Source organism: Candidatus Kosakonia sp. 282A-S69 (genome assembly GCF_029433855.1).
In the GTDB taxonomy this organism is placed as follows: Bacteria; Pseudomonadota; Gammaproteobacteria; order Enterobacterales; family Enterobacteriaceae; genus Kosakonia; species Kosakonia cowanii_A.
In genome coordinates, this window is sequence record NZ_JAROAU010000003.1 from 122,743 (window position 1) to 146,406 (window position 23,664).

Sequence of the window (23,664 nt, forward strand, 5' to 3'; positions counted from 1 at the left end):
AATCGTTGCCCATTTATTCCGTAATTGTTGATATGCGCCGCTATGCACATTGCTGATTGTGGCAAAATAGCGCGTATTATCACTTCAGGGAGTCATCGTCGTGTTGGAAAAATTGCGCTCACAGCTTGTTCATCTTGGCCCGTCACTGCTCGCTGTTCCGGTAAAGCTGACGCCGTTTGCCCTCAAACGTCAGGTGCTGGAACAGGTGCTGCGCTGGCAATTCCAACAGGCGCTGGCGGAGGGTGAGCTTGAGTTTCTTGAAGGGCGCTGGTTAAGTATTCAGGTACGTGATATTGGCCTGACGTGGTATACCTCTGTTGAGGACGGGCAGATGCTCGTGCGTGAGTCTGCCGACGCGGATGTCAGCTTTAGCGCCGATGCCAGCGATTTACTGATGATTGCCGCGCGAAAACAGGATCCGGATACGCTTTTCTTCCAGCGTCGCCTGCTTATTGAAGGGGACACGGAACTGGGGCTGTATGTTAAAAACCTGATGGACGCCATTGAGCTGGAGCAGATGCCAAAACCCCTGCGGGTGATGCTGCTGCAGCTGGCGGATTTTGTTGAGGCGGGCCTGAAAACGCCGCCTGCAACGACACAACCTTCTGTAGGTGAGCCATGCTGATTAGAGTTGAAATTCCCATTGATGCACCTGGTATCGACGCTCTCCTGCGCCGCAGTTTCAGCGGCGAGGCTGAAGCGTCACTGGTGCACGATCTGCGTGAAGACGGGTTGATCACGCTGGGATGCGTTGCCACGGACGATGAAGGGCAGGTGGTGGGCTATGCGGCATTTAGCCCGGTCGCTGTCGCAGGTGAGGAGCTGCAGTGGGTGGCGCTCGCGCCGCTGGCGGTGGATCAAGCCTACCGCGGTCAGGGCATTGCCCGCCAGCTCGTCTATGAAGGGCTGGATTCACTCAATGAATTTGGCTACGCCGCCGCGGTAACGCTGGGCGATGCTGATTTCTACCAGCGTTTAGGCTTTGAACGGGCAGCGCAGTACGATTTACGCTGCGCCTGGTCGCAAAGCGAAGCCGCATTCCTCGTACATCGCCTTGCTGACGACGCTTTCAATGGTGTCAGTGGCCTGGTGGAGTACAGCGATCACTTCAATCGCTTTTAACCCCTGACGTCAGTAGCGTTTCCCGCAGCGCCTCGAATACGCCCTCTCCGGCAACGAGGCGCTCTTTCTGAGGCTTGGGTAACTGCTTAATACGATACTCGAGGCGTAGCGCCAGCGAACGCTCGCCAACCTGCGCCGAAAAGACCAGTTCCAGCGCGCCCTTACCGCGCAGCGCTTTCGCCCCCTTTCCCGTTTGATGCTGCGTAAAACGCCGCGCAACATCGGTTGTAATACCGGTGTAGAGCAGGTTGTCGCGCGTACGGATGAGATAGAGAAACCAGGGCGTCATAGGGATCTTCGCTGTGTTAAGGTGGGCGAAAAATAGCATGAGAAGGAGAAAAAATGGAGTCTCTTGCGGCGATTAACCGCTGGCTGGCAAAGCAGCATGTCGTGACCTGGTGCGTGGCAAAAGAGGGCGAACTCTGGTGCGCCAACGCCTTCTATATCTACGATCCGCAGGCCATCGCCTTCTATGTGCTGAGCGAAGATAAAACGCGTCATGCGCAGATGACAGGCTCACGCGCCCCGGTGGCCGGTACGGTTAACGGGCAGCCGAAAAGCGTCGCCTTGATTCGCGGCGTGCAATTTTCCGGTGAGATAAAACGGCTGGAAGAGGCGGAAAGCGCGGCGCTGCGCGAGCGCTACAACCGACGCTTTCCGATAGCCCGCGCGCTGTCAGCCCCGATGTGGGAGATTCGCCTTAGCGAAATCAAATTCACCGACAACACGCTGGGATTTGGCAAAAAATTTCACTGGCTACGCGACTCAGGCACCGAGTAGACGCAGCGCTTCGCGGTTAAATGCCGGTAAGTCATCAGGCGTACGGCTGGTGACCAGCTGATCTTTATCGATCACCACCTCCTGGTCGAAAAACTCCGCACCGGCGTTTTTCACATCAATCACAATCGGTTTCACCGCCGTCAGCTTGCGGCCACGGATCACATCGGCGCTAATCAGCAACTGTGGGCCATGGCAGATGGCAAACACCGGTTTACCGGAGTCAACAAATTCGCGGGTAAAGGTGACAAAGCGGTCGTCGCCGCGCAGAGAGTCAGGGGAGTGACCGCCAGGCAACAGCAGGGCGTCAAATTCATCCGGGCTCACGTCATCAATGGCTTTATCGATCTTAACTTTTGCCTCGCCCTGTTTGCCGGTGACGGTTTTTCCGGCCTCTTTCTCAATCGTCACAACCTCATGCCCGGCTTTGCGATAGGCTTCTGCCGGAGAGGTGAATTCTGAATCTTCAAACTCGTCGGTGATCAAGACCGCTATTTTCTTGCTCATACTTCCTCCGTTGTTTTGGCTTCAGAAAGGGAGTTATCCATACTGTACTCACCAGTAACCGTAAGCCTGGTTCACGAGGCTGACATTGCAAGGCAGATTCGTCTGTAAAGGAGAGGGGATGGAGCGGGTATTAATCACCGGCGCGACCGGTTTAGTCGGCGGGCATCTGTTGCGGTTGCTGATGGCGGAGCCGGGCGTCAGCGCCATCTACGCGCCAACGCGTCGGCCGCTGCAAAGCGCCGAAGGCGTAATCAATCCGCACGACCCGCAGCTCAGCGATGCGCTGGCGCAGGTCACCGAACCGGTTGATACGGTCTTCTGCTGCCTGGGCACCACGCGGCGCGAAGCGGGCAGCAAAGAGGCATTTGTGCTGGCCGACTTCACGCTGGTGGTAGACACGGCCTTAACTGGCCAAAGGCTCAATGCCAGACAGCTGCTGGTGGTCAGTTCCATGGGCGCTAATGCGCATTCGCCCTTTTTCTATAACCGGGTGAAAGGGGAGATGGAAGCAGCGCTTATCGCTCAGCAGTGGCCATCGCTGACGCTGGCGCGTCCGTCGATGCTGCTCGGTGAGCGTGAGAAAAAACGGGCTAACGAATCACTGCTGGCACCGCTATTTCGCCTGCTGCCGGGTAACTGGAAGTCGATTGCCGCGCAAGATGTCGCCCGCGCGCTGCTGGCCGCGGCGCGTTCTGGCGATAACCGCGGGGTAGAAATTATCGAATCAGCACAGCTGTGGGCGATGGCATCGCCGCGCCCGTTTGCAAAATAGCAATTCAGGCGTACTATGCCGGGGCTAAAAACCACACTATCCCCGGGGCATGTTATGGCTGGTCAGTCTTCACCTCAGGCGGCGACACCGATCCAATGGTGGAAACCCGCGCTGTTTTTTCTTGTTGTTATTGTTGGTCTCTGGTTTGCGAAATGGCAGCCTTACTACGGCAAAGCCTTCACTGCTGCCGAGACGCACAGCATTGGTAAATCGATTCTTGCGCAGGCCGATGCCAGCCCGTTTAACGCGGCGCTGGATTACGCCATGGTCTATTTTCTTGCCGTCTGGAAAGCCGCCATGCTTGGCGTGCTGCTCGGCTCGCTGATTCAGGTGCTGATCCCGCGCGACTGGCTGCTGCGCACGCTCGGGCAGCAGCGCTTTCGCGGCACGCTGCTCGGCACACTCTTCTCCTTGCCGGGCATGATGTGCTCCTGCTGTGCGGCACCCGTGGCCGCCGGTATGCGTCGCCAGCGCGTCTCAATGGGCGGCGCGCTCGCCTTCTGGATGGGCAACCCGCTGCTCAACCCGGCAACACTGGTGTTTATGGGCTTTGTGCTCGGCTGGCACTTCGCCGCTATCCGCCTGGTGGCGGGGCTGGTGACGGTGCTCGGCGTTGCCATGATTGTGCAGACCGTGGTTAAAGAGAGCCCGCAGCAGGCGGAAGCTGTTGATATCACGCTGCCGGAGCCGCAGGGCAGCTTTATGTCACGCTGGGGCAGAGCGCTGTGGCAACTCTTCTGGAGCACCATCCCGGTCTATATTGTTGCGGTACTGGTGCTGGGCGCCGCGCGCGTCTGGCTCTTCCCTCATGCCGATGGCGCAGTGGATAACACGGTGCTGTGGGTGGTGGCGATGGCGATTGCTGGCTGCCTGTTTGTTATTCCAACGGCGGCCGAGATCCCGATTGTGCAGACCATGATGCTGGCGGGGATGGGAATGGCGCCTGCGCTGGCGCTGCTGATTACGCTGCCGGCGGTAAGCCTGCCGTCGCTGGTGATGCTGCGCAAATCCTTCCCGGCAAAAGCCCTGTGGCTGACCGCCGCGCTGGTGGCGGTGTGCGGAATGCTGACCGGATTTATCGCCCTGATTTAACGCCTGAAGCGAAAAAAAAGCCCGGTATCAACCGGGCTTTTTCATTATTTGAGCAGGGTAAAGGCGGTAGTGACGTGCTTGACGCCGCTGACGCGGCTGGCAATATCTGCCGCGGCCTGGCCTTCACGCGCGGTCACCAGCCCCATCAGGAACACTTCGCCGTTCTCGGTGGTGACTTTTACGTTAGAGGATTTCACCTGGTCGCTGCCGAGCAGCTGCGAGCGTACTTTGGTGGTGATCCAGGTATCGGACGAAGCCGTACCCAGGCCAATTGGCTGACCCGGACGGATCTCGTTAAAGACCTCCGTTGCGCCTTCAACGCCGATGGCAATCTGTTTCGCCCGTGAAGAGAGCTCAGTATTCGGCGCCTGGCCGGTCAACAGCACTTTCCCCTGATAGGCGGTGACATTAACACGCGCCTCTTTCTTCAACTGCTGATCTTTCGACAGTGCGCTGTTGACGCGCAGCTCCAGGGTGCCGTCATCCACCTGGGTGCCCACGGTGCGGGGATCCGTCGCGGCTTTGGTGCCGACGGCGGCAGAACCGACCACCACTGCGCCAACGCAACCCTGTAGCAGCAGTGCGGAAATAAGGACTGCGAGGGGCGTAAATGCCTTCATGTGTACTCCTTAATCATCCTGGTGAGGAAAAAGCGTGTTATCAATCAAATCGCACAAGCAATTCACCGTCAGCATGTGCATCTCCTGGATGCGCGCGCTGCGGTGAGAAGGAATACGAATTTCCACATCCTGCGGGCCCAGCAGGCCAGCCAGCTCGCCGCCGTCATAACCGGTCAGCGCGATGATCGACATATCGCGCGTTACCGCCGCTTCCACGGCTTTCACGATATCGCGGCTGTTACCCCGGGTGGAGATCGCCAGCAAAATGTCGCCGTTGTGGCCCAGGGCGCGCACCTGCTTGGCATAAATCTCGTCATGCAGACGGTCATTCGCTATCGCGGTTAAGACCACATTATCGGTATTAAGTGCAATGGCAGGTAAACTGGGACGCTCTGTTTCAAAGCGGTTGATCATGCTGGCAGCAAAATGCTGTGCGTTGGCGGCGGAAGTGCCGTTGCCACAACAGAGGATTTTGTTGCCGTTGAGCAGGGAGTGCACCATTGTCATGGCTGCGCGGGAAATCGCGTCGGGCAGCGCTTCCGCAGCTGCAATTTGCGTTTGAATGCTTTCCGTAAAGCAGACTTTAATTCGTTCGAGCACGGTAATCCCTATGATTGAGCAATTATGCGTGGCCGCCAAAGGCGTTCTGTAGCCACTCAACGTCATTTCCGGTGAAGGCTACCACATCAAACCGGCAATCCACAGTATCAAAACTCCCATTGTGCCGGGCAAGCCACAATTGGGCGGTATGCAGCAGTTTGCGCTGCTTGGCGAGGGTTACGCTGCTTGCCGCACCGCCAAAACGCGCCGAGGCGCGGTAGCGCACCTCGACGAAGACGGTAGTGCTACCGTGGCGCATAATCAGGTCGATTTCGCCGCCGCGCTCGCGCACGTTGGCGGCGATAAAAAGCAATCCCTTGCTCTGCAGAAAACGGCGCGCCTGCATCTCCCAGGCATCGCCGCTCTGTTTGCGGGTTAGTTTGCCGGGACGATCTGCCCCTGCTGGTATTTCAGCCATGACAACTTCCTGTTGATCACGCAATCCTGGGTGGCGGTGAGATCGCCGGTGTTGCCGTTCAGCTCAAAGCCCGGCACCTGACGCATTTGCGAGAAGTTATTCGCCAGCGACCAGGCATCCGCGCCCATCGCATAGAGACGCGCCAGCGAATAGTCATTATTCACGCTGCGCAGCGCTTGCTGCATCAGGGAAGGATTGCCACCCGCCAGCATCGGTATCTCATTGTATTGCAGCCCTTCCATCTCAAGACGGAAGTCCGGCCCCGCGCCGCCCTGCGCGCTGCGCGAGCTGGCGTAGAGCATGACACCGCTCTGGCTGCCGGTGCGCAGAGTGATCATCGGCTTGATCAGCGCTATTTCATCCTGCGTCGCCAGAATATAGACCGCATCAACTTTGCCGCCGCCGCTAATCTGCGCATCGCTCGGCGGTGCCGGAATATTGAGGCCGCCAATAGTGACGCCCTGCTGCTGCGGCAGGCTGGCGGAGACCGGGCTGCCGGTCATCGAGATGCCGGAGCGACCATTCAGTCCCATACGCAACTCAGCGGTAGAACCAAATTTCTGTGCCAGCACAACGCCGCCGCCGATCTTCTGCCACTCGTCGGCAAACGCGGTGCTGACGCGATCGCCCAGCGCGCTGCGCGGGATCAGCAGCAGCGGTGCCTGACGCCCCTGATCGTGAATATGGCGCGCCGCGTCGCGGGCTTCATCTTCCGGCGACAGAGCGAAGTAGCAGATGTTCGGTCGATTCTCGACCTGCTCCGGCTGGTTGAGCGCCAGCACATTGAGTGTGGTATGGCTGCGCATCAGCTCTTCAACGTGATTTTTCAACAGCGGGCCGACGACGATGCTTGCGCCATCCTGCTGAACCTGGTTGAGGATCTGATCCATCGGCTGGGCGCTGGTGTCGTAGATTTTCAGCTCCGCACCTGCGTTAGCCTGGGCGGTGACGGCGACGGGCTGTGGTGTCGAGGTTTGTGGCGCAGTCGTGGCAGGCGTTTGCTGCGCATTCGCCGCAGGTTGCTCACTATTCGCGGCTGGCTGCTGGGCGTTTCCGGCAGGCTGCGCTTCATCGGCAGGGGCGCTTTGCGCTGCGCTATCCGGTGCCTGTACCGCCTGCGCATTCGGTGCATCAACGCTCTGCTGTGCCTCGCTGTTGGTCAGGTCGGCGACATTCGCCTGCGAAGGGCTCACCACGTCAGAGGTGGCGGCCTGCGCCACCTGCTGCGGAACAGCCGGGCCAGTGACCTGGGAGGCACCGTTTTTCGCCGCTTCAAACCCCTGCTGGATAGCGCGACCAAACACCGCCGCCTGGCCGTTTAACGGCAACAGCAGGGCGATTTTACTGGTCGATGCGGGTTTAAAATTTTGCAGGTTGGAGAGCTGAGTCGGCAGCATTTTCGCCGCCGGGTTCTGCGGGTAACGGGTCTGCCAGTCGCTGATACCGGCTTTCAGCATCCCGGCATCGTTGCGGTTGTCGAACCACATACGTTGCAGATCGAGCCAGCCCTGCAGCGTCACTTCATCGGCGTTGATCACCAGCGTTTTGGCCTGATCCTGCGTCATGGAGGAGAGCGCCTGCCAGGTGGCATCGATATTTTTCTGCTGCTCTTCCGGCGTCGTCAGCAGCGGTTGGCGGGCGATAAGGGCGCGCAGCAGCGTCAGAGACGGTTTGCCCTGCGCGGCGGCAATGGCGATTTGCCAGTAACGCGCCTGCTGGTTTTTCTCAAGTTCAGCGGGGTCGATCTTATCGAGCAGCGCCTGGGCACCGGTTACATCACGCTGCGCCAGCTTCATTTCGGCGGCGAGCAGCGCGTACTCTTTACGCTGCGTATCGTTCAGATCCTGCGGCAGCTGACCAAACAGCTCGTTGGCGTGCTGGGTTTTGCCCTCTTTGAGCAGTGCACGAATGGCGAGTAATTGCCAGTTGGTCTTGCTATCATCTGTGCTTTGCTGCATCTGATGCAGGTAGTAGGCAGAATCAGCCTGCGCTGAGCCCTCCATATGCGAGGTGCTCTGGTCTGTTGACTGGGTGCCGCAGCCCGCGAAGAGCAGGGCGGCCAGCACCACAGGCAGACAGCGCGTGGCTTTCGAACGAAGAAATTTTGACGGTAGCATACTGTATCCAGTGATATTTTTTACGCAGTGCTCAATATTAAATCGGCAATACGGATGAAACAATGAAACAACACGAATCGGCGGAGAATTCTCAAGGTCAGCTTTATATTGTACCTACTCCCATCGGGAATTTGGCTGATATTACCCAACGCGCATTAACCGTGTTGCAAGACGTTGATTTGATTGCCGCTGAGGATACCCGCCACACCGGTTTACTGCTGCAACATTTCGCTATTAACGCGCGGATGTTTGCCCTTCACGACCATAACGAGCAGCAAAAAGCGCAAATGCTGGTGGCGAAGCTGAAAGAGGGGCAGAACATTGCGCTGGTTTCCGATGCGGGTACGCCGCTGATTAACGATCCCGGTTATCACCTGGTGCGCACCTGCCGCGAAGCCGGTATTCGCGTTGTGCCGCTGCCAGGCCCCTGCGCGGCGATTGCCGCCCTCAGTGCAGCAGGGCTGCCCTCCGATCGCTTCTGTTACGAAGGCTTTCTTCCGGCAAAATCAAAAGGCCGTCGCGACGCGCTCAAAGCGATTGAGGCTGAGCCGCGCACCTTAATCTTTTATGAGTCGACCCATCGTCTGCTGGAGAGCCTGGAGGATATGGTTGCGGTTTGGGGCCCCTCCCGTTACGTGGTGCTGGCGCGCGAGCTGACCAAAACCTGGGAGAGCATTCAGGGCGCGCCGGTTGGTGAACTGCTGGCGTGGGTGAAAGAGGATGAGAACCGCCGCAAAGGCGAGATGGTCTTGATTGTCGAAGGCCATAAAGCGCAGGAGGATGCGCTGCCCGCCGATGCACTACGTACGCTGGCGCTACTGCAAGCTGAACTACCGCTGAAAAAAGCCGCCGCGCTGGCAGCAGAAATTCACGGCGTGAAGAAAAACGCGCTCTATAAGTACGCGCTGGATAACCAGGGGTAACACCGATGCGCCGCGATGAGCCTCCCTTTACCATCGCCGCTGCGATCCTCAACCCGCTCGTTAAGATTGCGGCGTGGTTGGGGCTCTGGATGCTTGAGTCAGTCGACTGCGCTTCATCAACTGCCGGTAAGTGCGCGCATGGTGAAGCGCTATCTGCAATCGCTACAGCAAAAGGGTAAGCTGCAGCGCATTGGCGCGAAGAGAGGGGCCGCTGGCAGATAAGGTGACAGCGGCCTGCTCTGCGTCAGCATGATATTAAACCACCCGTAACTCCTTACCCAGCTTCTTCAAAGCCGCCTTCTCTGGCTCGCCAATCCCCTCGTCAGTGATCACGCAGTCGATCTTCTCCATCGGCAGCACTTGATTAAAGCCGCGGCGGTTAAATTTGCTGGCGTCCACCACTGCCACAACCTTATGCGCCGCCGCCGCCATTACGCTGCTGATGGAGTAGCCTTCATTAAAGGTAGTGATGCCATGGGTCGGATCGATGCCATCTGCACCCACAAACATGATATCGGCGCTGATCCCCTGCAGTGAACGCTCTGCAATCGTGCCGTGCATCGAATGGGTTTTATGCCGCAAGGTGCCGCCGCATACTACCAGAGTGATGTCCTTGTTTTCAGACAGGGCAAACGCGGCGGGGAGGTTATTGGTGATAACGGTGATATTGCTTTTTTTCGCCAGCGCTTCGGCAATCAACATCGTGGTGCTGCCGCTGTCGAGGATAATCGTCATCCCCGCATCGATCATGGCTGCCGCTGCCTGAGCAATACGCTTCTTCGGGTCGCTCGCCAGTTTGTAGCGATCTTCCAGCACCACTTCCTGATTTTCGCTTTCGAGCATGTAGCTGCCCGGTTTCGCTGCGCCGCCGTGAAAGCGCGTCACCAGACCTTTCTCTTCCAGCAGTCGTAGATCGGCGCGGATAGTGACTTCTGAAATCCCAAAGCTATTCGAGAGGTCAATGACCAGCACACTTCCCTGCGCATTCACCAGATCGACGATCTTATTCCTTCGTTCAAATGAGTTCATTTTGATTTGCCTGCGAATTAACTCCCCGTAGTGTAATCGAAGGTTTATGAAACGTGAACGTTAACTTTCGAAAGGAAATGTGAGCCAGCGCAGGTTGCTGGCTCTGTCGCTTAATCGAGGCGCAGCAGGATTTTTCCCTGCATCGGTTTACCATTCAGCGCCTGCACCGCGCGCGCGTAGCTTTCGGGGCCACCGCGATGAGCAACCAGCGGCTCAAGAGCGAGGCGTTTTTCCGTAAGCAGGCGTGCAGCGGTATGCCACTCCTCCCCGGGCCAGGGGCCAGAGTAGTTCATCCAGCTACCGATAAGCGTTAGCTCTTTACGCAAAATCAGCCCAAATACCCTGGCAGTAAGCGTGAGCTCGTCATGCAGCGTCCCCACCAGCGCCACCTGCGCACGCGGCCCGGCAATTTCGATTGCCAGCGAGACCGTTTGTGGCGTACCCGCCGTTTCCAGCACAAGCTGATCAAAACACTCTTTCTCCAGCCCGGCGAGGAGGACTCCTGCATTCTGATCGCGGCTGTTAAAGGTGCGGGTGGCACCAAGCGCGGTAGCCAGTGCTAATTTGTCAGGGTTGATATCAATGGCAGTGACGCTTCTTGCTCCTAAGGCCCGCGCGCACTGCATTGCCAGCAGCCCGATAGTGCCGGCTCCGACGATCACTACGTTTTTATCTTTGCAGCCGCCGGCGAGGTGAAACGCGTGCAGGCCAACGGTTATCGGTTCAATAAACGCTCCATCTTCAATGGGCAGATCCGCAGGTAAGCGAACCAGGTTGGGCCGCTTAACGACAATATATTCGGCGTTGCCGCCGTCGCAGCGCGATCCGATAAACTGGTAGCGTTTGCACAGCGAGTAGTATTCCCGGCGGCAGGCCTCACAGTCAAAGCAGGGCAGCAACGGTACGCAGGCCACGGCGTCGCCGGTGCGCAGATCGGTGACCGATGATCCACAGGCCTCAACATAACCGCTGAACTCATGTCCAAGGGTAATGGGGTAAAAATGCGCGCCGTTAGCGAAAATGCGTGCAATGTCCGAGCCGCACAGGCCGGAGCTGACCACTCTCACTTTCACCTCATCCTCATGCTGCAACTGGGGTTCGGGCCGCTCTTCAACGCAGACGTTGCCCTCAGCATGAATAACCACTGATTTCATAACACTCTCCAGGATGTAACAGGGGAGCGACCGCTCCCCCAATGATCACGATGCGGGCTGGCTTTCCGGCGTAGCAGCCGCTTTCTCCGCCGCTTTCACGTGGCGCGCTCTGCGCCAGGTAAGCAGGACGCCGGCCAGATAAATCGCGGCGATAACCACGAAACCGACCAGATTTTGCCAGGTAAAGAGTTGAATAAGCAGCCAGGTAACCGGAGAACCGCCCTGGTCCATCGAGGCCACCCTTGCGCCTGCTTTTAGCGCGCCAGCGTTGGCGGCCAGCTGCGTATGCAGGCCGATGGTTTGCGTGGCGATCCACAGAGTCATGCTCATGATAATGACCCCGGAGATCAGCGTACGGAACAGGTTGCCCTGATGCACCGCAACAGCCATCGCCACAAAGAATCCAATGGTCGCCAGGTCACCGAATGGCAGCACCTGGTTACCCGGCACCAGCACCGCGATCAGAATGCTCAGAGGGATAAAGATCAGGCTGGCAGAGACCACTGAGGTATGACCCAGCAGCAGTGCTGGATCGAGACCGATCAAGAACTCCTGGGTACCGAACTTCGCCTGCAGACGTTTACGCGCCTGTTTCGCGATCGGCGTCAGGCCATCCATTATCGGTTTGATCACCCGCGGCATCAGCAGCATGACGGCAGCGGTTTTGACCGCCAGTTGCAGTACACCTTTCAGGTCATAACCGGCCAGTAACCCAATCACAATCCCCATCACAAAACCGACGGTGACCGGTTCGCCAAAGGGCCCAAAACGTTTCTGAATATCGTCGGCGCTGAAATGAATACGCTTCAGGCCCGGGATTTTGTCGATGATGGTGTCCACCAGTACGGCAACCGGGCCCAGATATGCAGAGGTGCCATGAGGAATGGCGATGCCTTCGAGGCCAAAGAAGTCACGCGTATCTTTGGCAAACCAGTCGCCCAGTTTATAGACGAACGCCGCGTGCACCGCCACGCCAAGGATGCCAATCCAGTAGGAGCCGGTGGCGAGATGCAGCAGTGCGCCGGTGAAGGTCATGTGCCAGATATTCCAGATATCCACGTTGACCACACGCGTCATGCGCGTTACCAGCATGAGGATATTCACCGCGATGGCGACAGGGATGGCAACCAGCGCAATTTGCGATGCCCATGTCATCGGTGACGATCCCGGCCAGCCAACATCGATGACCTGCAGGTTGATCTGGAAGTGCTCCGCCATGGCTTTAGCCGCCGGGCCGATAGAGTCGAGCATCAAGCCGATCACCAGGCCAATGCCGACAAAGCCGATGCCAATATGCAGGCCTGATTTAAAGCAGTCGCCGAGTTTCATCCCCAGCAGCTTCGAGAAAATAATGATCACTACCGGCAGCATAACGGTAGGGCCTAAGTCGAGGATGTAGCGCATTATTTCGCTAAACATAGCGTTACCCCACGAGAATGGTCAGGATTTTTTGCTGTAGCGCCTCAATGCCGACGCCTGAAACGAAGGGCATACCGTGCACGACAGGAATATCGCCGAAGGCGCGATCCACTTTCGCGGTGGTGCAGATAAGATCCGCGCCATCCATATAGGTTTCGATCTCGTTGACGCGACACTGCACAAGATCCAGCTCGATGCGGTGTGTATCGCACAGCTCTTTGATCTCTTCTGCCGCCATTGTGGAGGTGGCGACGGCACCGCCGCAGGCGACAATCACTTTACGTTTCATAGGGTACTCCTTTTATTATCAGTATGTTATTAAGCCTGCCCGCATGTTTCAGGCTCCAGGATCTTCTCCCGAAAATGTCTCGCCAGATCGCCATCCGCGGCGTTCAGCAGCACGTCCAGCGTGTTCGGGTTTTGTAGCTCACTAAACAGTTTTCTCAGTAGCGCCAGCTGCGCCGCCGGGTTTTCAACAATCAGGGCAATAATGAGCGAGACGGCAACCTCACCATCATCATCAGCTCGCTGAAAATAGACCGGTTTGCGCGGTCGAATCAGATAGAGCGCCGGAGAGAGCGCGTGGCTTGCCTCGCAGTGGGGAATGGCGATCGCATGACGCTCCAGTGCGATGCCGGTTGGGTAGCTTTCCTCGCGCGCCAGCAGCGCGGCGGGGTAGCTCTTATGGACGACGCCTTTTGCCAGCATCTCCTCGCCAATATGTGCCAGCAGCTGCTGACGTGAGGCAAAATCGACTCCGGTTCGGACAAACAGTTGGCTCATACACTCTCCGCTTAACAGGCAGTTTCAGGGGCGCAGCCGTAGCGATAGGCACGCAATACGTCCTGTATTTTGTCAATAATCAGGCTGCGTGGCGTTGTGGCTATCTCTTTTAGCGACGCGCGTTCCAGTTGTAGAGGCATAAACTGACTAATCAGCCCCAGTGGCAGACTGGCGGTGTCGAGATTAGCGAGTAGTTTTTCCACCGCATGGCGAATGCGCGGGTGGGGCCAGTAGTAACGGATGCGGTCAGAGAGGCTGAAGTGGATATCGACCATCGCCTGGCTCCAGGTGGGGTGGTAATACTTCTTCCAGTAGTCCGGCTCGTTCAGCATCACTTCGTCAATCACCTCTAGCACCCGGCTACGATTCTCCGGAGCAATCAGCTCGTTCTCCATCTGCGCGAGGGCGTAAATTGCTTCGCGCAGGGCAAAGGTCAGCGCCGGGCCAACTTTCAGAATGGCGAAATGATCGCGTACCAGTGCGCGGTAGGCGTGGCGGGACTGGTAATCCGTCGAGTGGGCTTCATAGACCATCGGCGTCTGGCGGATCCAGCCGGAAAGCGCTTCGGCGGCCTGAGGCTGGTAATGAATAACCTGCGTATGATCAAACTCCACGCCGGGCTGAACGACGATGGCGATAACCCGCGTCATCGCCTCTTCAAGCCCCAGCGCTGCGAAGGCGACACGGTGAGTTTCCAGCGTGCGCGCGGCATCTTCTACATGGGTAACGTGCACAGCGCTGATGCTGCTGGCCTCGCCGCCCGGCACCGGCACTTCCGTGCCGATGACATAGGTCAGCGCTTTTTTCTGCGCCTCGCTTGCCGTCCGCTCCGCAGCCAGACACAGACGTGCGGCGCGCTCCGCCACCACGTGCGGAGCCAGCGGAACGGGATCGTCCGCGCAGGACATCGATGCATCAAGGTGGATCTTGCTAAACCCGGCGGCAACGTAAGCTTCGATCAGTGCAATCGCTTTCTCCATCGCCGCGTCGGCGTGCTCGTTCTGCCAGCAGTTAGGCCCGAGGTGATCGCCGCCGAGGATCAGCCGCTCCAGCGGGAAGCCGACATCATGGGCGATGGCATAGACAAAGTCGCGGAAATCGGCTGGCTGCATGCCGGTATAGCCGCCAAACTGGTTAACCTGGTTGGAGGTCGCTTCGATCAGCACAGGGTTATTGGTATGCACATCGAAGCGCAGCGCGGCTTCAATCACCAACGGATGGGCCGAGCAGACGGAACAGATACCAAGGTGCTCTCCCGCTTTATGGCGGGCAATAATCTCTTTCACGTGAGTCTCCGGTTAAATGGGTGGGGTTACAGCTTCCCTTCACAGCCGCAATCGTGGATGACTTTGCGTACCACATCCTTCATGGCGGCTTTGGCCGGCACCATGTAGTGGCGCGGATCGCTGGCGTTCGGGTGCGAGAGCAGGTACGTCTTAAGCGCGTCGGAAAAGGCGATTTTGAGTTCGGTGGCAACGTTGACCTTGCAGATGCCAAGGCCGATAGCGCGGCGGATCTCGGTGCCAGGCAGGCCGGAAGCGCCGTGTAACACCAGCGGAACCTCGACCTCCTGACGAATCTCCGCCAGCCGATCGAAATCGAGCTTTGGCTCCGCGCTGTAGAGGCCGTGCGCGGTACCGATCGCCACCGCAAGCGAGTCGATGCCGGTCTTTTTGATAAAATCCTGCGCCTGCTGCGGATGAGTGAAGCGCGTGTCTTTGGCATCGACGATCAGATCGTCCTCCTGACCGCCAAGACGACCCAGCTCCGCCTCGACGCTGACGTCATAGCGGTGGCAGTAGTCGGTAACGGCTTTTACCACTGCCACATTTTCCGCGTAAGGGAGATGCGAACCGTCAATCATCACCGAGCGCACCCCGGCGTGTACTTTGCGCTCGATATCCGCAAGCTCTTCATGATGATCGAGATGGATCGCCAGCGGCTGGTTCCAGGTCTTTGCCAGATCGGCGGCGATGGCAACAATATTGCCGATTCCGGCGTAGTTAAAGGTCCCTGGTGTACCTGCAACAATCAGCGGCGAGCGTAACTCGGCGGCGGTCTCAACGACGACCTGAAGCGTTTCGAGGTTATGGATATTAAAGGCAGGCACCGCGTAGCCTTCGCGCTGCGCCTTACTAAGCATGGTTTTTGTTGAAATGATGAACATCCTGCCTCCGAACACTTTCGTTTGGTTTTTTCGAAAGAAGATATAGACTTTCGGAACGCTTTTTTGTGATTTAAATCGTAAAAATGAAAGTTTCGAAAGGGAGGGAAAGAGAATGAAAGGAGGCGAGGCAAAAAAAAGCATGGCCGGAGCCATGCTAATCGTGTGCTTGTCACACTCTTGCGGGGATCAGGTCACCGGTGCCGGGTTAAACACCGCCAGCTGGTTATGCAATCCCCATTGATCGGAAAAGGTTTTTTTGCGCCCACTGGCGACATCCAGAATGAAGTGGAACAGCTTCCAGCCCACCTCCTCAATGCTCTCTTCGCCGGTAGCGATGGTGCCCGCATTAATATCCATTAAGTCATACCAGCGGTTTGCCAGCTCAGTGCGGGTAGCCATTTTGATCACCGGTACCGCCATCAGCCCATAGGGAGTACCGCGACCGGTGGTAAAGACCTGCACGGTAATGCCGGAGGCTACCTGCTGAGTACCGCAGACGAAATCGCTGGCTGGTGTAGCGGCGTAGATCAGGCCGCGTCTGGTTGGGCGCTGGCCGGGGGAGAGCACCTCGGAAATGGCGCTCTTACCTGATTTGGCAATCGAGCCCAGCGCTTTTTCCACCACGTTAGCCAGCCCGCCTTTTTTGTTGCCGGGCGACGGGTTGGCGCTGCGGTCGGTTTTGCCAAGATCGAGATAGTTATCGTACCAGGCCATCTCTTCCAGCAGGCGTCTGCCCACCTCTTCGTTAATCGCGCGCGGGGTCAGCAGGTGGATTGCGTCGCGCACTTCCGTCACTTCCGAGAACATCACCGTGCCGCCGCAGCGGATCAGCAGATCGGAGGCAAAGCCCACCGCCGGATTCGCGGTTACGCCGGAGAAGGCGTCGCTGCCGCCGCACTGCATGCCGACCACCAGTTCAGAAGCCGGGCAGGTTTCGCGTTGGCGCTGGTTGAGTTTTACCAGATGCCGCTCGGCGACCTGCAGAATGTCATCGACCATCGAGCGGAAGCCAAGGTGGTGCTCATCCTGCAGACGCACAATGCTTGCGCCGTCAGCCGGGATCGCCTGCACATCCTCCGTCCCCTGTAGCAGCCGCTCCGGCTGCAACTTTTCACAGCCGAGGCCAATCACCATCACTTCGCCGCCGAAGTTCGGGTTAAGGGAGATGTTGTGAATAGTGCGAATCGGGATCACTGCCGCCGGAGCATTAATGGCCACGCCGCAGCCGTAAAGATGATTAAGACCGACCACGCCATCGACATTGGGGTATTTCGGCAGCAGATCGCGCTCGATCAGTTTCACCACATAATCGACTACCCCGGCAACGCAGTGCACGCTGGTGGTTAAGCCGAGCAGATTTTTCGTGCCGACGCTGCCATCCGCGTTGCGGTAGCCTTCGAAGGTGTACCCCTCCAGTGGCGGCAAGGGTTCGGGAACTTTGGTTGCCAGCGGCAGAGTGCCGAGCGGTGGCGCCGTCGGCAGCTCCACGAGGGATTCATCGATCCAGCTGCCGCGCGGGATCGGGCGCACGGCGTAGCCGATCACTTCACCATAGCGCACGATCTCGCCGTGATGAGGAATATCGGCCAGGGCAACTTTATGCCCCTGTGGAATATGCTCAATCAGCTCCAGACCATCCGGGAAGCGGGTACCGGCTTTTAAACCATTATCGTTAACGATAATGGCGACATTATCGGCGTCGTGAACCTTAATATAAAACGCGCCAGGCAATTGCTGTCTTATTTCAATGTCGGACATTATTAATTTATCTCCCGCTCACGGTACGCTGTATCACTCACAATAGAGAAATCAGTTCTTTTACTCTGAAATTAATATCAGCAAGAAAAGTCTTGTTGGCTTGAAATAAGAATGTCAGGTGTTCAGCTATTAAAATGTGACACAAATCACCTATTAATGTCGGGCCGTATGCTGCGCGGCGGCATAATGCAAGAAGTGTGCATCAGCGCCCAGCTTTATGGGCATATGCTCAAAATAATCTTTTAAGATAACTAAAAAATTGAGCAAGGTTACAATGTGTGTTCCCCCGACGCTGTTTATACTGAGTGCTAATTAAATCTCTGTCTCTGTTATCTGAATTAACTCTACGTTGTTAAATATCATCAGATAAACTAGCCAAATAACTATATTTAAAAGTTTGCGGTGTCCGAGGGAATTAAAATGGCTATTGAACAAACCGTCGAAGCAAAACGGGCGATTCCTACCCGTTATTTAATTCTGTTGATTATATTTATGGTCACCGCAGTCAACTACGCGGACCGTGCCACGCTCTCTATTGCCGGAACCGATGTCGCCCAGGCGCTACAACTCGATTCCGTCTCGATGGGCTATATCTTCTCTGCCTTTGGCTGGGCCTACCTGCTGATGCAGATCCCCGGCGGCTGGCTGCTTGACCGCTTCGGCTCCAAACGCGTCTACACCTATAGCCTCTTTTTCTGGTCGCTCTTCACCTTCCTGCAGGGATTTGTCGGGGTGTTCCCGCTCGCCTGGGCCGGGGTTTCGATGTTTATCATGCGGTTTATGCTCGGCTTCTCTGAAGCGCCCTCATTTCCGGCGAATGCGCGCATCGTCGCGGCCTGGTTTCCGGCGAAGGAGCGTGGCACCGCCTCGGCACTTTTTAACGCGGCGCAATACTTCTCGCTGGCGCTCTTCTCACCGCTGCTTGGCTGGCTGACCTACGCCTGGGGCTGGGAGCATGTCTTTACCGTTATGGGCGCGATCGGTTTCGTGCTGACTTTTGCGTGGGTGAAGTTTGTGCATAACCCAACCGACCACCCGCGTATGACCGGCGAAGAGCTGGCGTACATTGCGCAGAATGGCGCAGTGGTCGATATGGACCACAAAAAAGCGGGTGACGACAAAAAAGCCGGGCCGAAGCTGGATTACATCAAGCAACTGCTAAGCAACCGCATGATGCTGGGCATCTTCTTTGGTCAGTACTTTCTTAACACCATTACCTGGTTCTTCCTCACCTGGTTTCCCATCTACCTTGTGCAGGAGAAGGGGATGTCGATCCTCAAAGTGGGTTTTGTTGCGTCCATCCCGGCGTTGTGCGGTTTTGTCGGCGGCGTGCTGGGTGGGCTCTTCTCCGATTATCTGATTAAACGTGGCTCATCGCTGACGGTGGCGCGTAAAGTGCCTATCGTGATGGGGATGCTGCTCGCCTCCAGCATTATCCTCTGTAACTACACCAACAACACCGCGCTGGTGGTCGCGCTGATGGCGCTGGCCTTCTTCGGTAAAGGTTTTGGGGCGCTTGGCTGGCCGGTGATTTCCGATGTCGCGCCAAAAGAGATTGTGGGTCTGTGCGGCGGCGTGTTTAACGTCTTTGGTAATGTCGCCTCTATCGCCACGCCGCTGGTTATCGGCTACATGGTGAAAGAGCTGCACTCCTTCAACGGCGCGCTGGTGTTCGTCGGCTGTTCAGCTCTGATGATGATGGTCTGCTACCTGTTTGTCGTCGGCGACATCAAACGTATGGAACTGAAGAAATAAGCACCAACACATTTAAGGTACAAAAGATGACTAACGATATCTTCCCTAACAAATTCAAGGCCGCGCTGGCCGCGCAGCAGGTTCAGATTGGCTGCTGGTCCGCGCTGGGTAGCCATATCAGCACCGAAGTGCTCGGGCTGGCCGGTTTCGACTGGCTGCTGCTTGATGGCGAACACGCGCCCAATGACGTGCTCACTTTTGTTCCGCAGCTGATGGCGCTCAAAGGCAGCGTCAGTGCACCGGTGGTGCGCGTGCCCACCAACGATGCGGTGATCATCAAGCGGCTGCTCGATATCGGTTTCTATAACTTCCTTATTCCCTTCGTCGAGAGCGAAGAGGATGCGCTGCTCGCCGTGGCGGCGACCCGCTATCCGCCGGAAGGCATTCGCGGCGTCTCCGTATCACACCGCGCCAATATGTTCGGCACCGTACCGGACTACTTCCGCCAGTCCAACGCCAATATCTCAATTCTGGTGCAGATAGAGAGCCAGGCGGGCGTCGATAATCTTGACGCGATCCTCTCAACCGACGGCGTCGATGGTGTGTTTGTCGGGCCAAGCGACCTGGCGGCGACGCTCGGTTACATCGGCAATGCCGCGCACCCGGAAGTGCAGCGCACCATTCAACATATTTTCGCCCGCGCCAGGGCTCACAACAAACCGAGCGGCATCCTGGCGCCGGTTGAGGCAGACGCGCGTCGCTACCTTGAGTGGGGCGCGACCGTGGTTGCTGTCGGCAGCGATCTGGGCGTATTCCGTGCGGCAACGCAGAGACTCGCCGACGCCTTTAAAAAATAACCTCACCCCCTTAAAGAGAGAGACGCAATTATGACGATGAAAGTCGGTTTCATTGGCCTCGGCATTATGGGCAAACCCATGAGTAAAAACCTCATCAAAGCCGGTTACTCACTGGTGGTCGTCGACCGGAACAGTGACGCGGTGGGCGAGCTGGTCGCCGCCGGTGCACAAACCGCGAGCAATGCCAAAGCGATCGCCGGGCAGTGCGATGTCATCATCACCATGCTGCCAAATTCGCCACAGGTGAAAGAGGTGGCGCTGGGTGAAGGTGGCATTATTGAAGGGGCGAGAGCGGGCACGGTGCTGATCGACATGAGCTCCATTGCGCCGCTGGCGAGCCGTGAAATCAGCGAGGCGCTAAAAGCGAAAGGCGTTGACATGCTCGATGCGCCGGTCAGCGGCGGCGAACCGAAAGCGATCGACGGCACGCTCTCTGTAATGGTTGGCGGCGACAAAGCGGTGTTTGAAAAGCACTATGACCTGATGAAAGCGATGGCAGGTTCGGTGGTACATACCGGCGATATCGGCGCGGGGAACGTCACCAAACTGGCGAACCAGGTGATTGTGGCGCTCAATATTGCCGCCATGTCGGAAGCCTTGACCCTGGCGACGAAAGCGGGCGTTAACCCGGATCTGGTCTTCCAGGCGATCCGCGGCGGCCTTGCGGGCAGCACCGTGCTGGAGGCGAAAGCGCCGATGGTGATGGATCGCAACTTTAAACCGGGTTTCCGTATCGATCTGCATATCAAAGATCTGGCGAATGCGCTGGATACCTCGCACGGCGTGGGCGCGCAGCTGCCCCTGACCGCCGTGGTGATGGAGATGATGCAGGCGCTGCGCGCCGACGGCATGGGCACCTCCGATCACAGTGCACTGGCGTGCTACTACGAGAAACTGGCGAAAGTCGAAGTCACTCGTTAATCAGAAAGGTGCAGGCGTCACCTTGCTTCTCTTGATATCCACTTCTGCAGGCCGTCTCTGGCTTGCAGGGTGACGTGCGCGGCTTGACCAGGCTCACCACTATGAAAATCGTAATCGCCCCAGACTCTTACAAAGAGAGCCTCTCTGCGACACAGGTCGCGCAGGCAATTGAAAAAGGATTTCGGGAGATCTTTCCCGATGCGCACTATGTCTCTGTTCCGGTCGCGGATGGCGGTGAGGGCACCGTTGAGGCCATGGTAGCCGCCACGCAGGGCGCGATGCATACCGCCCGCGTAACCGGTCCGCTGGGCGAGCCGGTTACGGCCTGCTGGGGGAGCTCTGGAGATGGCGCTACCGCGTTTATTGAGATGGCCGCGGCAAGCGGGCTGGTGCTGGTCGAGCCTGAACGACGTAATCCGTTAATTACCACGTCGCGCGGCACCGGGGAGCTGATTTTGCAGGCGCTGGATAACGGTGCGCGCCACATCATCATCGGCATCGGTGGCAGCGCGACCAATGACGGCGGTGCCGGTATGGTGCAGGCGCTGGGCGCGCGTCTTATGGATGGCAACGGCAAAGAGATCGGTCACGGCGGCGGTAGCCTGATGAGCCTCAATCATATCGATCTCTCTGGCCTCGATCCGCGCTTGCAGGGCTGCACGATCCGCGTGGCCTGCGATGTGACCAACCCGCTTACCGGCGAGAGCGGCGCATCGCGCATTTTTGGCCCGCAAAAAGGGGCGACGGAAGCGATGATCGTCGAGCTGGATCGCAGTCTCGAACACTTTGCCGCGGTGATCAAAAAAGATCTGCATATCGATGTGCAGCGCGTACCGGGATCGGGGGCGGCGGGCGGCATGGGCGCGGCGCTGATGGCGTTTCTCGGCGCGGAGTTGCGCAGCGGTATTGAGATTGTTACCCAGGCGCTCAATCTGGAGGAGCATATCCACGACTGCACGCTGGTGGTGACGGGCGAAGGGCGCATCGACAGCCAGAGCATTCACGGCAAAGTGCCGGTGGGCGTGGCGCAGGTAGCCAAAAAATATCATAAGCCGGTGATTGGGATTGCCGGCAGTTTGACCAGCGATGTCGGCGTGGTACATCAGTACGGTATCGACGCGGTGTTCAGCGTATTGACCACGATTGGTACGCTGGAGGAGGCGTTTCGCGGCGCGTTTGACAATATTTACCGCGCCTCGCGAAATATCGCGGCGACGCTGGCGGTGGGAATGTCGACGGAAGGGTGACAGGCAGGCGCAAACCCTCTATACTGCGCGCCGAAGCTGACCAGACAGTCGCCGCTTCGTCGTCGTCCTCTTTGGGGGAGACGGGCGGAGGGGAGGAAAGTCCGGGCTCCATAGGGCAGGGTGCCAGGTAACGCCTGGGAGGCGCAAGCCTACGACCAGTGCAACAGAGAGCAAACCGCCGATGGCCCGCGCAAGCGGGATCAGGTAAGGGTGAAAGGGTGCGGTAAGAGCGCACCGCGCGTCTGGCAACAGTTCGCGGCACGGTAAACTCCACCCGGAGCAAGGCCAAATAGGGGTTCACAAGGTACGGCCCGTACTGAACCCGGGTAGGCTGCTTGAGCCAGTGAGCGATTGCTGGCCTAGATGAATGACTGTCCACGACAGAACCCGGCTTATCGGTCAGTTTCACCTCTTAAAAAACCCCGCCTCGGCGGGGTTTTTGCTTTTGCAGGCCTGCAACGACAGCTGATCCCGGTATTTGCGTAGGCCGGATAAGGCGTGAGCCGCCATCCGGCAACGGGTGCCAGTGCCTGATGGCGCTGCGCTTATCAGCCCTGCAACGATAGCTGATCCCGGCATTTGCGTAGGCCGGATAAGGCGCGAGCCGCCATCCGGCAACGGGTGCCAGTGCCTGATGGCGCTGCGCTTATCAGGCCTGCAACGATAGCTGATCCCGGCATTTGCGTAGGCCGGATAAGGCGTGAGCCGCCATCCGGCGATGGATGCAAATGCCTGATGGCGCTGTGCTTATCAGGCCTACTAACGCCCTCGACGGCTGGCTATGACCTCTCTCTCATCTCATTCTGTCTAATTCATAAACAATTAATCGATCATTCTGGCGGCGAAACGCGCTACTCTGTCTGGCACGTGTCTATTTTTTCGCCACGGGAGGCGTTGCTGGTATGCAACAAAAATCAATTTTGATTCTTCAGATGGGGAACGCTCCACAGGCCATGCGCGATGCGCACGGCGATGTGCCGCTCTGGTTTTGCCAACTGCTGGGGTGCGAGCTTGATGACGTTGAAGTGATCCGGGTTTTCGAAGGCGAAACGCTGCCGGCACCGGATCCGCACCGGGCGGCTATCATCACCGGATCCTGGGCGATGGTCACAGACAGATTGCCGTGGAGCGAGCAAACCGCCGCGTGGATCCGCGAAGCGATGGCGGTGGAGATGCCGCTGTTTGGCGTCTGTTACGGTCATCAGCTGATGGCCTGGGCGCTGGGCGGTGATGTGCAGTATCACAAAGATGGACGTGAAGCGGGGACAAAAACAGTCTATCTCAATGCCGCAGCGGCTCACGATCCGCTGCTTGCGCATCTGCAAGAGAGCTTTCCTGCACACCTGACGCACCGGCAGACGGTCACTCGTCTACCCATTGGCGCCACGGTGCTGGGCGCCTCGGTTCACGATCCTCATCAGATCGTACGCTACGGGCCAAACGCCTTTTCGGTGCAGTTTCATCCGGAAATGCGGCCGGTGATCGCCTGCGATCTGCTACGGCTTAACCGTCCCCATATCGAAAAAGAGGGGGGCGATACCGACAGTTTAATTGCAGGCGTAACGCCCGCGCCGGGTGCGGCGGAAATTTTACGGCGGTTTATGCAGGAGGCGTTCAGTCAGGAGAGTGCGTTTTCACTGCGCGCGGCATCATAAAGGCAGGAACAGAACCCCGGCGTACGCCGGG

General features: G+C 57.7%; 26 protein-coding genes and 1 other RNA gene. 13 read left to right on the forward strand and 14 right to left on the reverse strand.

Annotated elements, in window-relative coordinates:
• Nucleotides 1-100: 100 nt before the first annotated feature.
• The gene (ubiT, locus tag PU683_RS06325; RefSeq protein ID WP_277170692.1) at nt 101-625 is read left to right on the forward strand and encodes a ubiquinone anaerobic biosynthesis accessory factor UbiT; all 525 of its coding nucleotides are present in this window, start codon (nt 101-103) and stop codon (nt 623-625) included.
• On the forward strand, nt 619-1,122 hold the full coding sequence (locus tag PU683_RS06330) for a GNAT family N-acetyltransferase (protein ID WP_277170693.1): 504 nt from the start codon (nt 619-621) through the stop codon (nt 1,120-1,122). Before ubiT ends, PU683_RS06330 begins: the two co-directional genes overlap by 7 nt.
• Here PU683_RS06330 and PU683_RS06335 read toward each other — a convergent pair.
• Complete coding sequence (locus PU683_RS06335; protein ID WP_431190928.1) at nt 1,109-1,450, reverse strand: GIY-YIG nuclease family protein; 342 nt, start codon at nt 1,448-1,450, stop codon at nt 1,109-1,111. The genes PU683_RS06330 and PU683_RS06335 overlap by 14 nt on opposite strands.
• A gap of 14 nt (nt 1,451-1,464) precedes the next feature.
• Between PU683_RS06335 and PU683_RS06340 the strand changes: the two genes are divergently transcribed.
• Complete coding sequence (locus tag PU683_RS06340; protein WP_277170695.1) at nt 1,465-1,902, forward strand: YhbP family protein; 438 nt, start codon at nt 1,465-1,467, stop codon at nt 1,900-1,902.
• Here the strand turns inward: PU683_RS06340 and PU683_RS06345 are convergent.
• Nucleotides 1,888-2,406 carry a type 1 glutamine amidotransferase domain-containing protein gene (locus PU683_RS06345; protein WP_023480806.1) on the reverse strand — a complete coding sequence of 173 codons (519 nt, stop codon included), beginning with the start codon at nt 2,404-2,406 and terminating at the stop codon, nt 1,888-1,890. The two genes, PU683_RS06340 and PU683_RS06345, sit on opposite strands and share 15 nt — an antisense overlap.
• Nucleotides 2,407-2,524: 118 nt before the next feature.
• Between PU683_RS06345 and PU683_RS06350 the strand changes: the two genes are divergently transcribed.
• Both PU683_RS06350 and PU683_RS06355 read left to right on the forward strand, forming a co-directional pair.
• Nucleotides 2,525-3,178, forward strand: a complete 654-nt coding sequence (locus PU683_RS06350; protein ID WP_277170696.1) for an NAD-dependent epimerase/dehydratase family protein — start codon at nt 2,525-2,527, stop codon at nt 3,176-3,178.
• Between the two features lie 54 nt (nt 3,179-3,232).
• A complete protein-coding gene (locus tag PU683_RS06355; RefSeq protein ID WP_277170697.1) occupies nt 3,233-4,270 on the forward strand; it encodes a permease in 1,038 nt (345 codons plus the stop codon).
• Nucleotides 4,271-4,314: 44 nt separating this feature from the next.
• On the opposite strand, the gene dolP is transcribed toward PU683_RS06355, so the two are convergent.
• Genes dolP through PU683_RS06375 form a run of 4 tightly spaced genes read right to left on the reverse strand, consistent with a single transcriptional unit; the run spans nt 4,315 to nt 8,025 of the window.
• Nucleotides 4,315-4,890, reverse strand: coding sequence for a division/outer membrane stress-associated lipid-binding lipoprotein (gene dolP / locus PU683_RS06360; RefSeq protein ID WP_023480922.1), 576 nt, complete (start codon nt 4,888-4,890; stop codon nt 4,315-4,317).
• Between the two features lie 9 nt (nt 4,891-4,899).
• Nucleotides 4,900-5,490: a DnaA initiator-associating protein DiaA gene (diaA, locus tag PU683_RS06365; RefSeq protein ID WP_023481027.1), complete on the reverse strand. Its 591-nt coding sequence runs from the start codon at nt 5,488-5,490 to the stop codon at nt 4,900-4,902.
• Between the two features lie 22 nt (nt 5,491-5,512).
• A complete protein-coding gene (locus PU683_RS06370) occupies nt 5,513-5,908 on the reverse strand; it encodes a YraN family protein (protein WP_277170698.1) in 396 nt (131 codons plus the stop codon).
• Nucleotides 5,866-8,025: a penicillin-binding protein activator gene (locus tag PU683_RS06375; protein WP_277170699.1), complete on the reverse strand. Its 2,160-nt coding sequence runs from the start codon at nt 8,023-8,025 to the stop codon at nt 5,866-5,868. Before PU683_RS06375 ends, PU683_RS06370 begins: the two co-directional genes overlap by 43 nt.
• Before the next feature lie 62 nt (nt 8,026-8,087).
• On the opposite strand from PU683_RS06375, the gene rsmI reads away from it, so the two are divergent.
• On the forward strand, nt 8,088-8,948 hold the full coding sequence (gene rsmI, locus PU683_RS06380; protein ID WP_023480862.1) for a 16S rRNA (cytidine(1402)-2'-O)-methyltransferase: 861 nt from the start codon (nt 8,088-8,090) through the stop codon (nt 8,946-8,948).
• A 15-nt stretch (nt 8,949-8,963) separates the two neighbouring features.
• Nucleotides 8,964-9,170 carry a FaeA/PapI family transcriptional regulator gene (locus PU683_RS06385; RefSeq protein WP_277170700.1) on the forward strand — a complete coding sequence of 69 codons (207 nt, stop codon included), beginning with the start codon at nt 8,964-8,966 and terminating at the stop codon, nt 9,168-9,170.
• A gap of 33 nt (nt 9,171-9,203) precedes the next feature.
• On the opposite strand, the gene PU683_RS06390 is transcribed toward PU683_RS06385, so the two are convergent.
• The 8 genes from PU683_RS06390 to garD form a co-directional block, all read right to left on the reverse strand.
• On the reverse strand, nt 9,204-9,977 hold the full coding sequence (locus tag PU683_RS06390; protein ID WP_277170701.1) for a DeoR/GlpR family DNA-binding transcription regulator: 774 nt from the start codon (nt 9,975-9,977) through the stop codon (nt 9,204-9,206).
• Nucleotides 9,978-10,087: 110 nt separating this feature from the next.
• The gene (gatD, locus tag PU683_RS06395) at nt 10,088-11,131 is read right to left on the reverse strand and encodes a galactitol-1-phosphate 5-dehydrogenase (protein WP_277170702.1); all 1,044 of its coding nucleotides are present in this window, start codon (nt 11,129-11,131) and stop codon (nt 10,088-10,090) included.
• Nucleotides 11,132-11,176: 45 nt separating this feature from the next.
• Nucleotides 11,177-12,550: a PTS galactitol transporter subunit IIC gene (locus PU683_RS06400; RefSeq protein WP_277170703.1), complete on the reverse strand. Its 1,374-nt coding sequence runs from the start codon at nt 12,548-12,550 to the stop codon at nt 11,177-11,179.
• 4 nt (nt 12,551-12,554) lie between these two features.
• Nucleotides 12,555-12,839, reverse strand: coding sequence for a PTS galactitol transporter subunit IIB (gatB, locus tag PU683_RS06405; protein WP_277170704.1), 285 nt, complete (start codon nt 12,837-12,839; stop codon nt 12,555-12,557).
• Nucleotides 12,840-12,868: 29 nt separating this feature from the next.
• Entirely contained in the window at nt 12,869-13,333 is a 465-nt protein-coding gene (gene gatA / locus PU683_RS06410; RefSeq protein WP_277170705.1) for a PTS galactitol transporter subunit IIA, read from the reverse strand.
• Nucleotides 13,334-13,344: 11 nt separating this feature from the next.
• A complete protein-coding gene (gatZ, locus tag PU683_RS06415; protein ID WP_277170706.1) occupies nt 13,345-14,619 on the reverse strand; it encodes a tagatose-bisphosphate aldolase subunit GatZ in 1,275 nt (424 codons plus the stop codon).
• Nucleotides 14,620-14,645: 26 nt separating this feature from the next.
• On the reverse strand, nt 14,646-15,500 hold the full coding sequence (locus PU683_RS06420) for a tagatose bisphosphate family class II aldolase (RefSeq protein WP_277170707.1): 855 nt from the start codon (nt 15,498-15,500) through the stop codon (nt 14,646-14,648).
• 186 nt (nt 15,501-15,686) lie between these two features.
• The gene (gene garD, locus PU683_RS06425; RefSeq protein ID WP_277170708.1) at nt 15,687-17,258 is read right to left on the reverse strand and encodes a galactarate dehydratase; all 1,572 of its coding nucleotides are present in this window, start codon (nt 17,256-17,258) and stop codon (nt 15,687-15,689) included.
• Between the two features lie 420 nt (nt 17,259-17,678).
• Here garD and PU683_RS06430 point away from each other — a divergent pair, with 420 nt between their 5' ends.
• The 6 genes from PU683_RS06430 (at nt 17,679) to PU683_RS06455 (ending at nt 23,633) form a co-directional block, all read left to right on the forward strand.
• The gene (locus tag PU683_RS06430; RefSeq protein WP_277170709.1) at nt 17,679-19,013 is read left to right on the forward strand and encodes an MFS transporter; all 1,335 of its coding nucleotides are present in this window, start codon (nt 17,679-17,681) and stop codon (nt 19,011-19,013) included.
• Between the two features lie 26 nt (nt 19,014-19,039).
• A complete protein-coding gene (gene garL, locus PU683_RS06435; protein WP_277170710.1) occupies nt 19,040-19,810 on the forward strand; it encodes a 2-dehydro-3-deoxyglucarate aldolase in 771 nt (256 codons plus the stop codon).
• A gap of 30 nt (nt 19,811-19,840) precedes the next feature.
• On the forward strand, nt 19,841-20,731 hold the full coding sequence (garR, locus tag PU683_RS06440) for a 2-hydroxy-3-oxopropionate reductase (protein WP_277170711.1): 891 nt from the start codon (nt 19,841-19,843) through the stop codon (nt 20,729-20,731).
• A gap of 101 nt (nt 20,732-20,832) precedes the next feature.
• Entirely contained in the window at nt 20,833-21,978 is a 1,146-nt protein-coding gene (gene garK, locus PU683_RS06445; protein WP_277170712.1) for a glycerate 2-kinase, read from the forward strand.
• Nucleotides 21,979-22,010: 32 nt separating this feature from the next.
• An RNA gene (gene rnpB, locus PU683_RS06450) (RNase P RNA component class A) lies at nt 22,011-22,389 on the forward strand.
• 491 nt (nt 22,390-22,880) lie between these two features.
• Entirely contained in the window at nt 22,881-23,633 is a 753-nt protein-coding gene (locus tag PU683_RS06455; RefSeq protein WP_277170713.1) for a glutamine amidotransferase, read from the forward strand.
• Nucleotides 23,634-23,664 lie beyond the last annotated feature (31 nt).

Bases quoted from the DNA above. Each gene is read 5' to 3' on its own strand.
- gatA (WP_277170705.1), bottom strand. From the start codon at position 13,333: ATGAGCCAACTGTTTGTCCGAACCGGAGTCGATTTTGCCTCACGTCAG.
- PU683_RS06330 (WP_277170693.1), top strand. From the start codon at position 619: ATGCTGATTAGAGTTGAAATTCCCATTGATGCACCTGGTATCGACGCT.
- PU683_RS06345 (WP_023480806.1), bottom strand. From the start codon at position 2,406: ATGAGCAAGAAAATAGCGGTCTTGATCACCGACGAGTTTGAAGATTCA.
- rsmI (WP_023480862.1), top strand. From the start codon at position 8,088: ATGAAACAACACGAATCGGCGGAGAATTCTCAAGGTCAGCTTTATATT.
- garD (WP_277170708.1), bottom strand. From the start codon at position 17,258: ATGTCCGACATTGAAATAAGACAGCAATTGCCTGGCGCGTTTTATATT.
- dolP (WP_023480922.1), bottom strand. From the start codon at position 4,890: ATGAAGGCATTTACGCCCCTCGCAGTCCTTATTTCCGCACTGCTGCTA.
- PU683_RS06335 (WP_431190928.1), bottom strand. From the start codon at position 1,450: ATGCTATTTTTCGCCCACCTTAACACAGCGAAGATCCCTATGACGCCC.
- PU683_RS06420 (WP_277170707.1), bottom strand. From the start codon at position 15,500: ATGTTCATCATTTCAACAAAAACCATGCTTAGTAAGGCGCAGCGCGAA.
- gatB (WP_277170704.1), bottom strand. From the start codon at position 12,839: ATGAAACGTAAAGTGATTGTCGCCTGCGGCGGTGCCGTCGCCACCTCC.
- PU683_RS06375 (WP_277170699.1), bottom strand. From the start codon at position 8,025: ATGCTACCGTCAAAATTTCTTCGTTCGAAAGCCACGCGCTGTCTGCCT.
- garK (WP_277170712.1), top strand. From the start codon at position 20,833: ATGAAAATCGTAATCGCCCCAGACTCTTACAAAGAGAGCCTCTCTGCG.
- PU683_RS06430 (WP_277170709.1), top strand. From the start codon at position 17,679: ATGGCTATTGAACAAACCGTCGAAGCAAAACGGGCGATTCCTACCCGT.
- gatD (WP_277170702.1), bottom strand. From the start codon at position 11,131: ATGAAATCAGTGGTTATTCATGCTGAGGGCAACGTCTGCGTTGAAGAG.
- PU683_RS06390 (WP_277170701.1), bottom strand. From the start codon at position 9,977: ATGAACTCATTTGAACGAAGGAATAAGATCGTCGATCTGGTGAATGCG.
- garL (WP_277170710.1), top strand. From the start codon at position 19,040: ATGACTAACGATATCTTCCCTAACAAATTCAAGGCCGCGCTGGCCGCG.
- garR (WP_277170711.1), top strand. From the start codon at position 19,841: ATGACGATGAAAGTCGGTTTCATTGGCCTCGGCATTATGGGCAAACCC.
- PU683_RS06385 (WP_277170700.1), top strand. From the start codon at position 8,964: ATGAGCCTCCCTTTACCATCGCCGCTGCGATCCTCAACCCGCTCGTTA.
- PU683_RS06400 (WP_277170703.1), bottom strand. From the start codon at position 12,550: ATGTTTAGCGAAATAATGCGCTACATCCTCGACTTAGGCCCTACCGTT.
- PU683_RS06340 (WP_277170695.1), top strand. From the start codon at position 1,465: ATGGAGTCTCTTGCGGCGATTAACCGCTGGCTGGCAAAGCAGCATGTC.
- PU683_RS06350 (WP_277170696.1), top strand. From the start codon at position 2,525: ATGGAGCGGGTATTAATCACCGGCGCGACCGGTTTAGTCGGCGGGCAT.
- PU683_RS06455 (WP_277170713.1), top strand. From the start codon at position 22,881: ATGCAACAAAAATCAATTTTGATTCTTCAGATGGGGAACGCTCCACAG.
- PU683_RS06370 (WP_277170698.1), bottom strand. From the start codon at position 5,908: ATGGCTGAAATACCAGCAGGGGCAGATCGTCCCGGCAAACTAACCCGC.
- PU683_RS06355 (WP_277170697.1), top strand. From the start codon at position 3,233: ATGGCTGGTCAGTCTTCACCTCAGGCGGCGACACCGATCCAATGGTGG.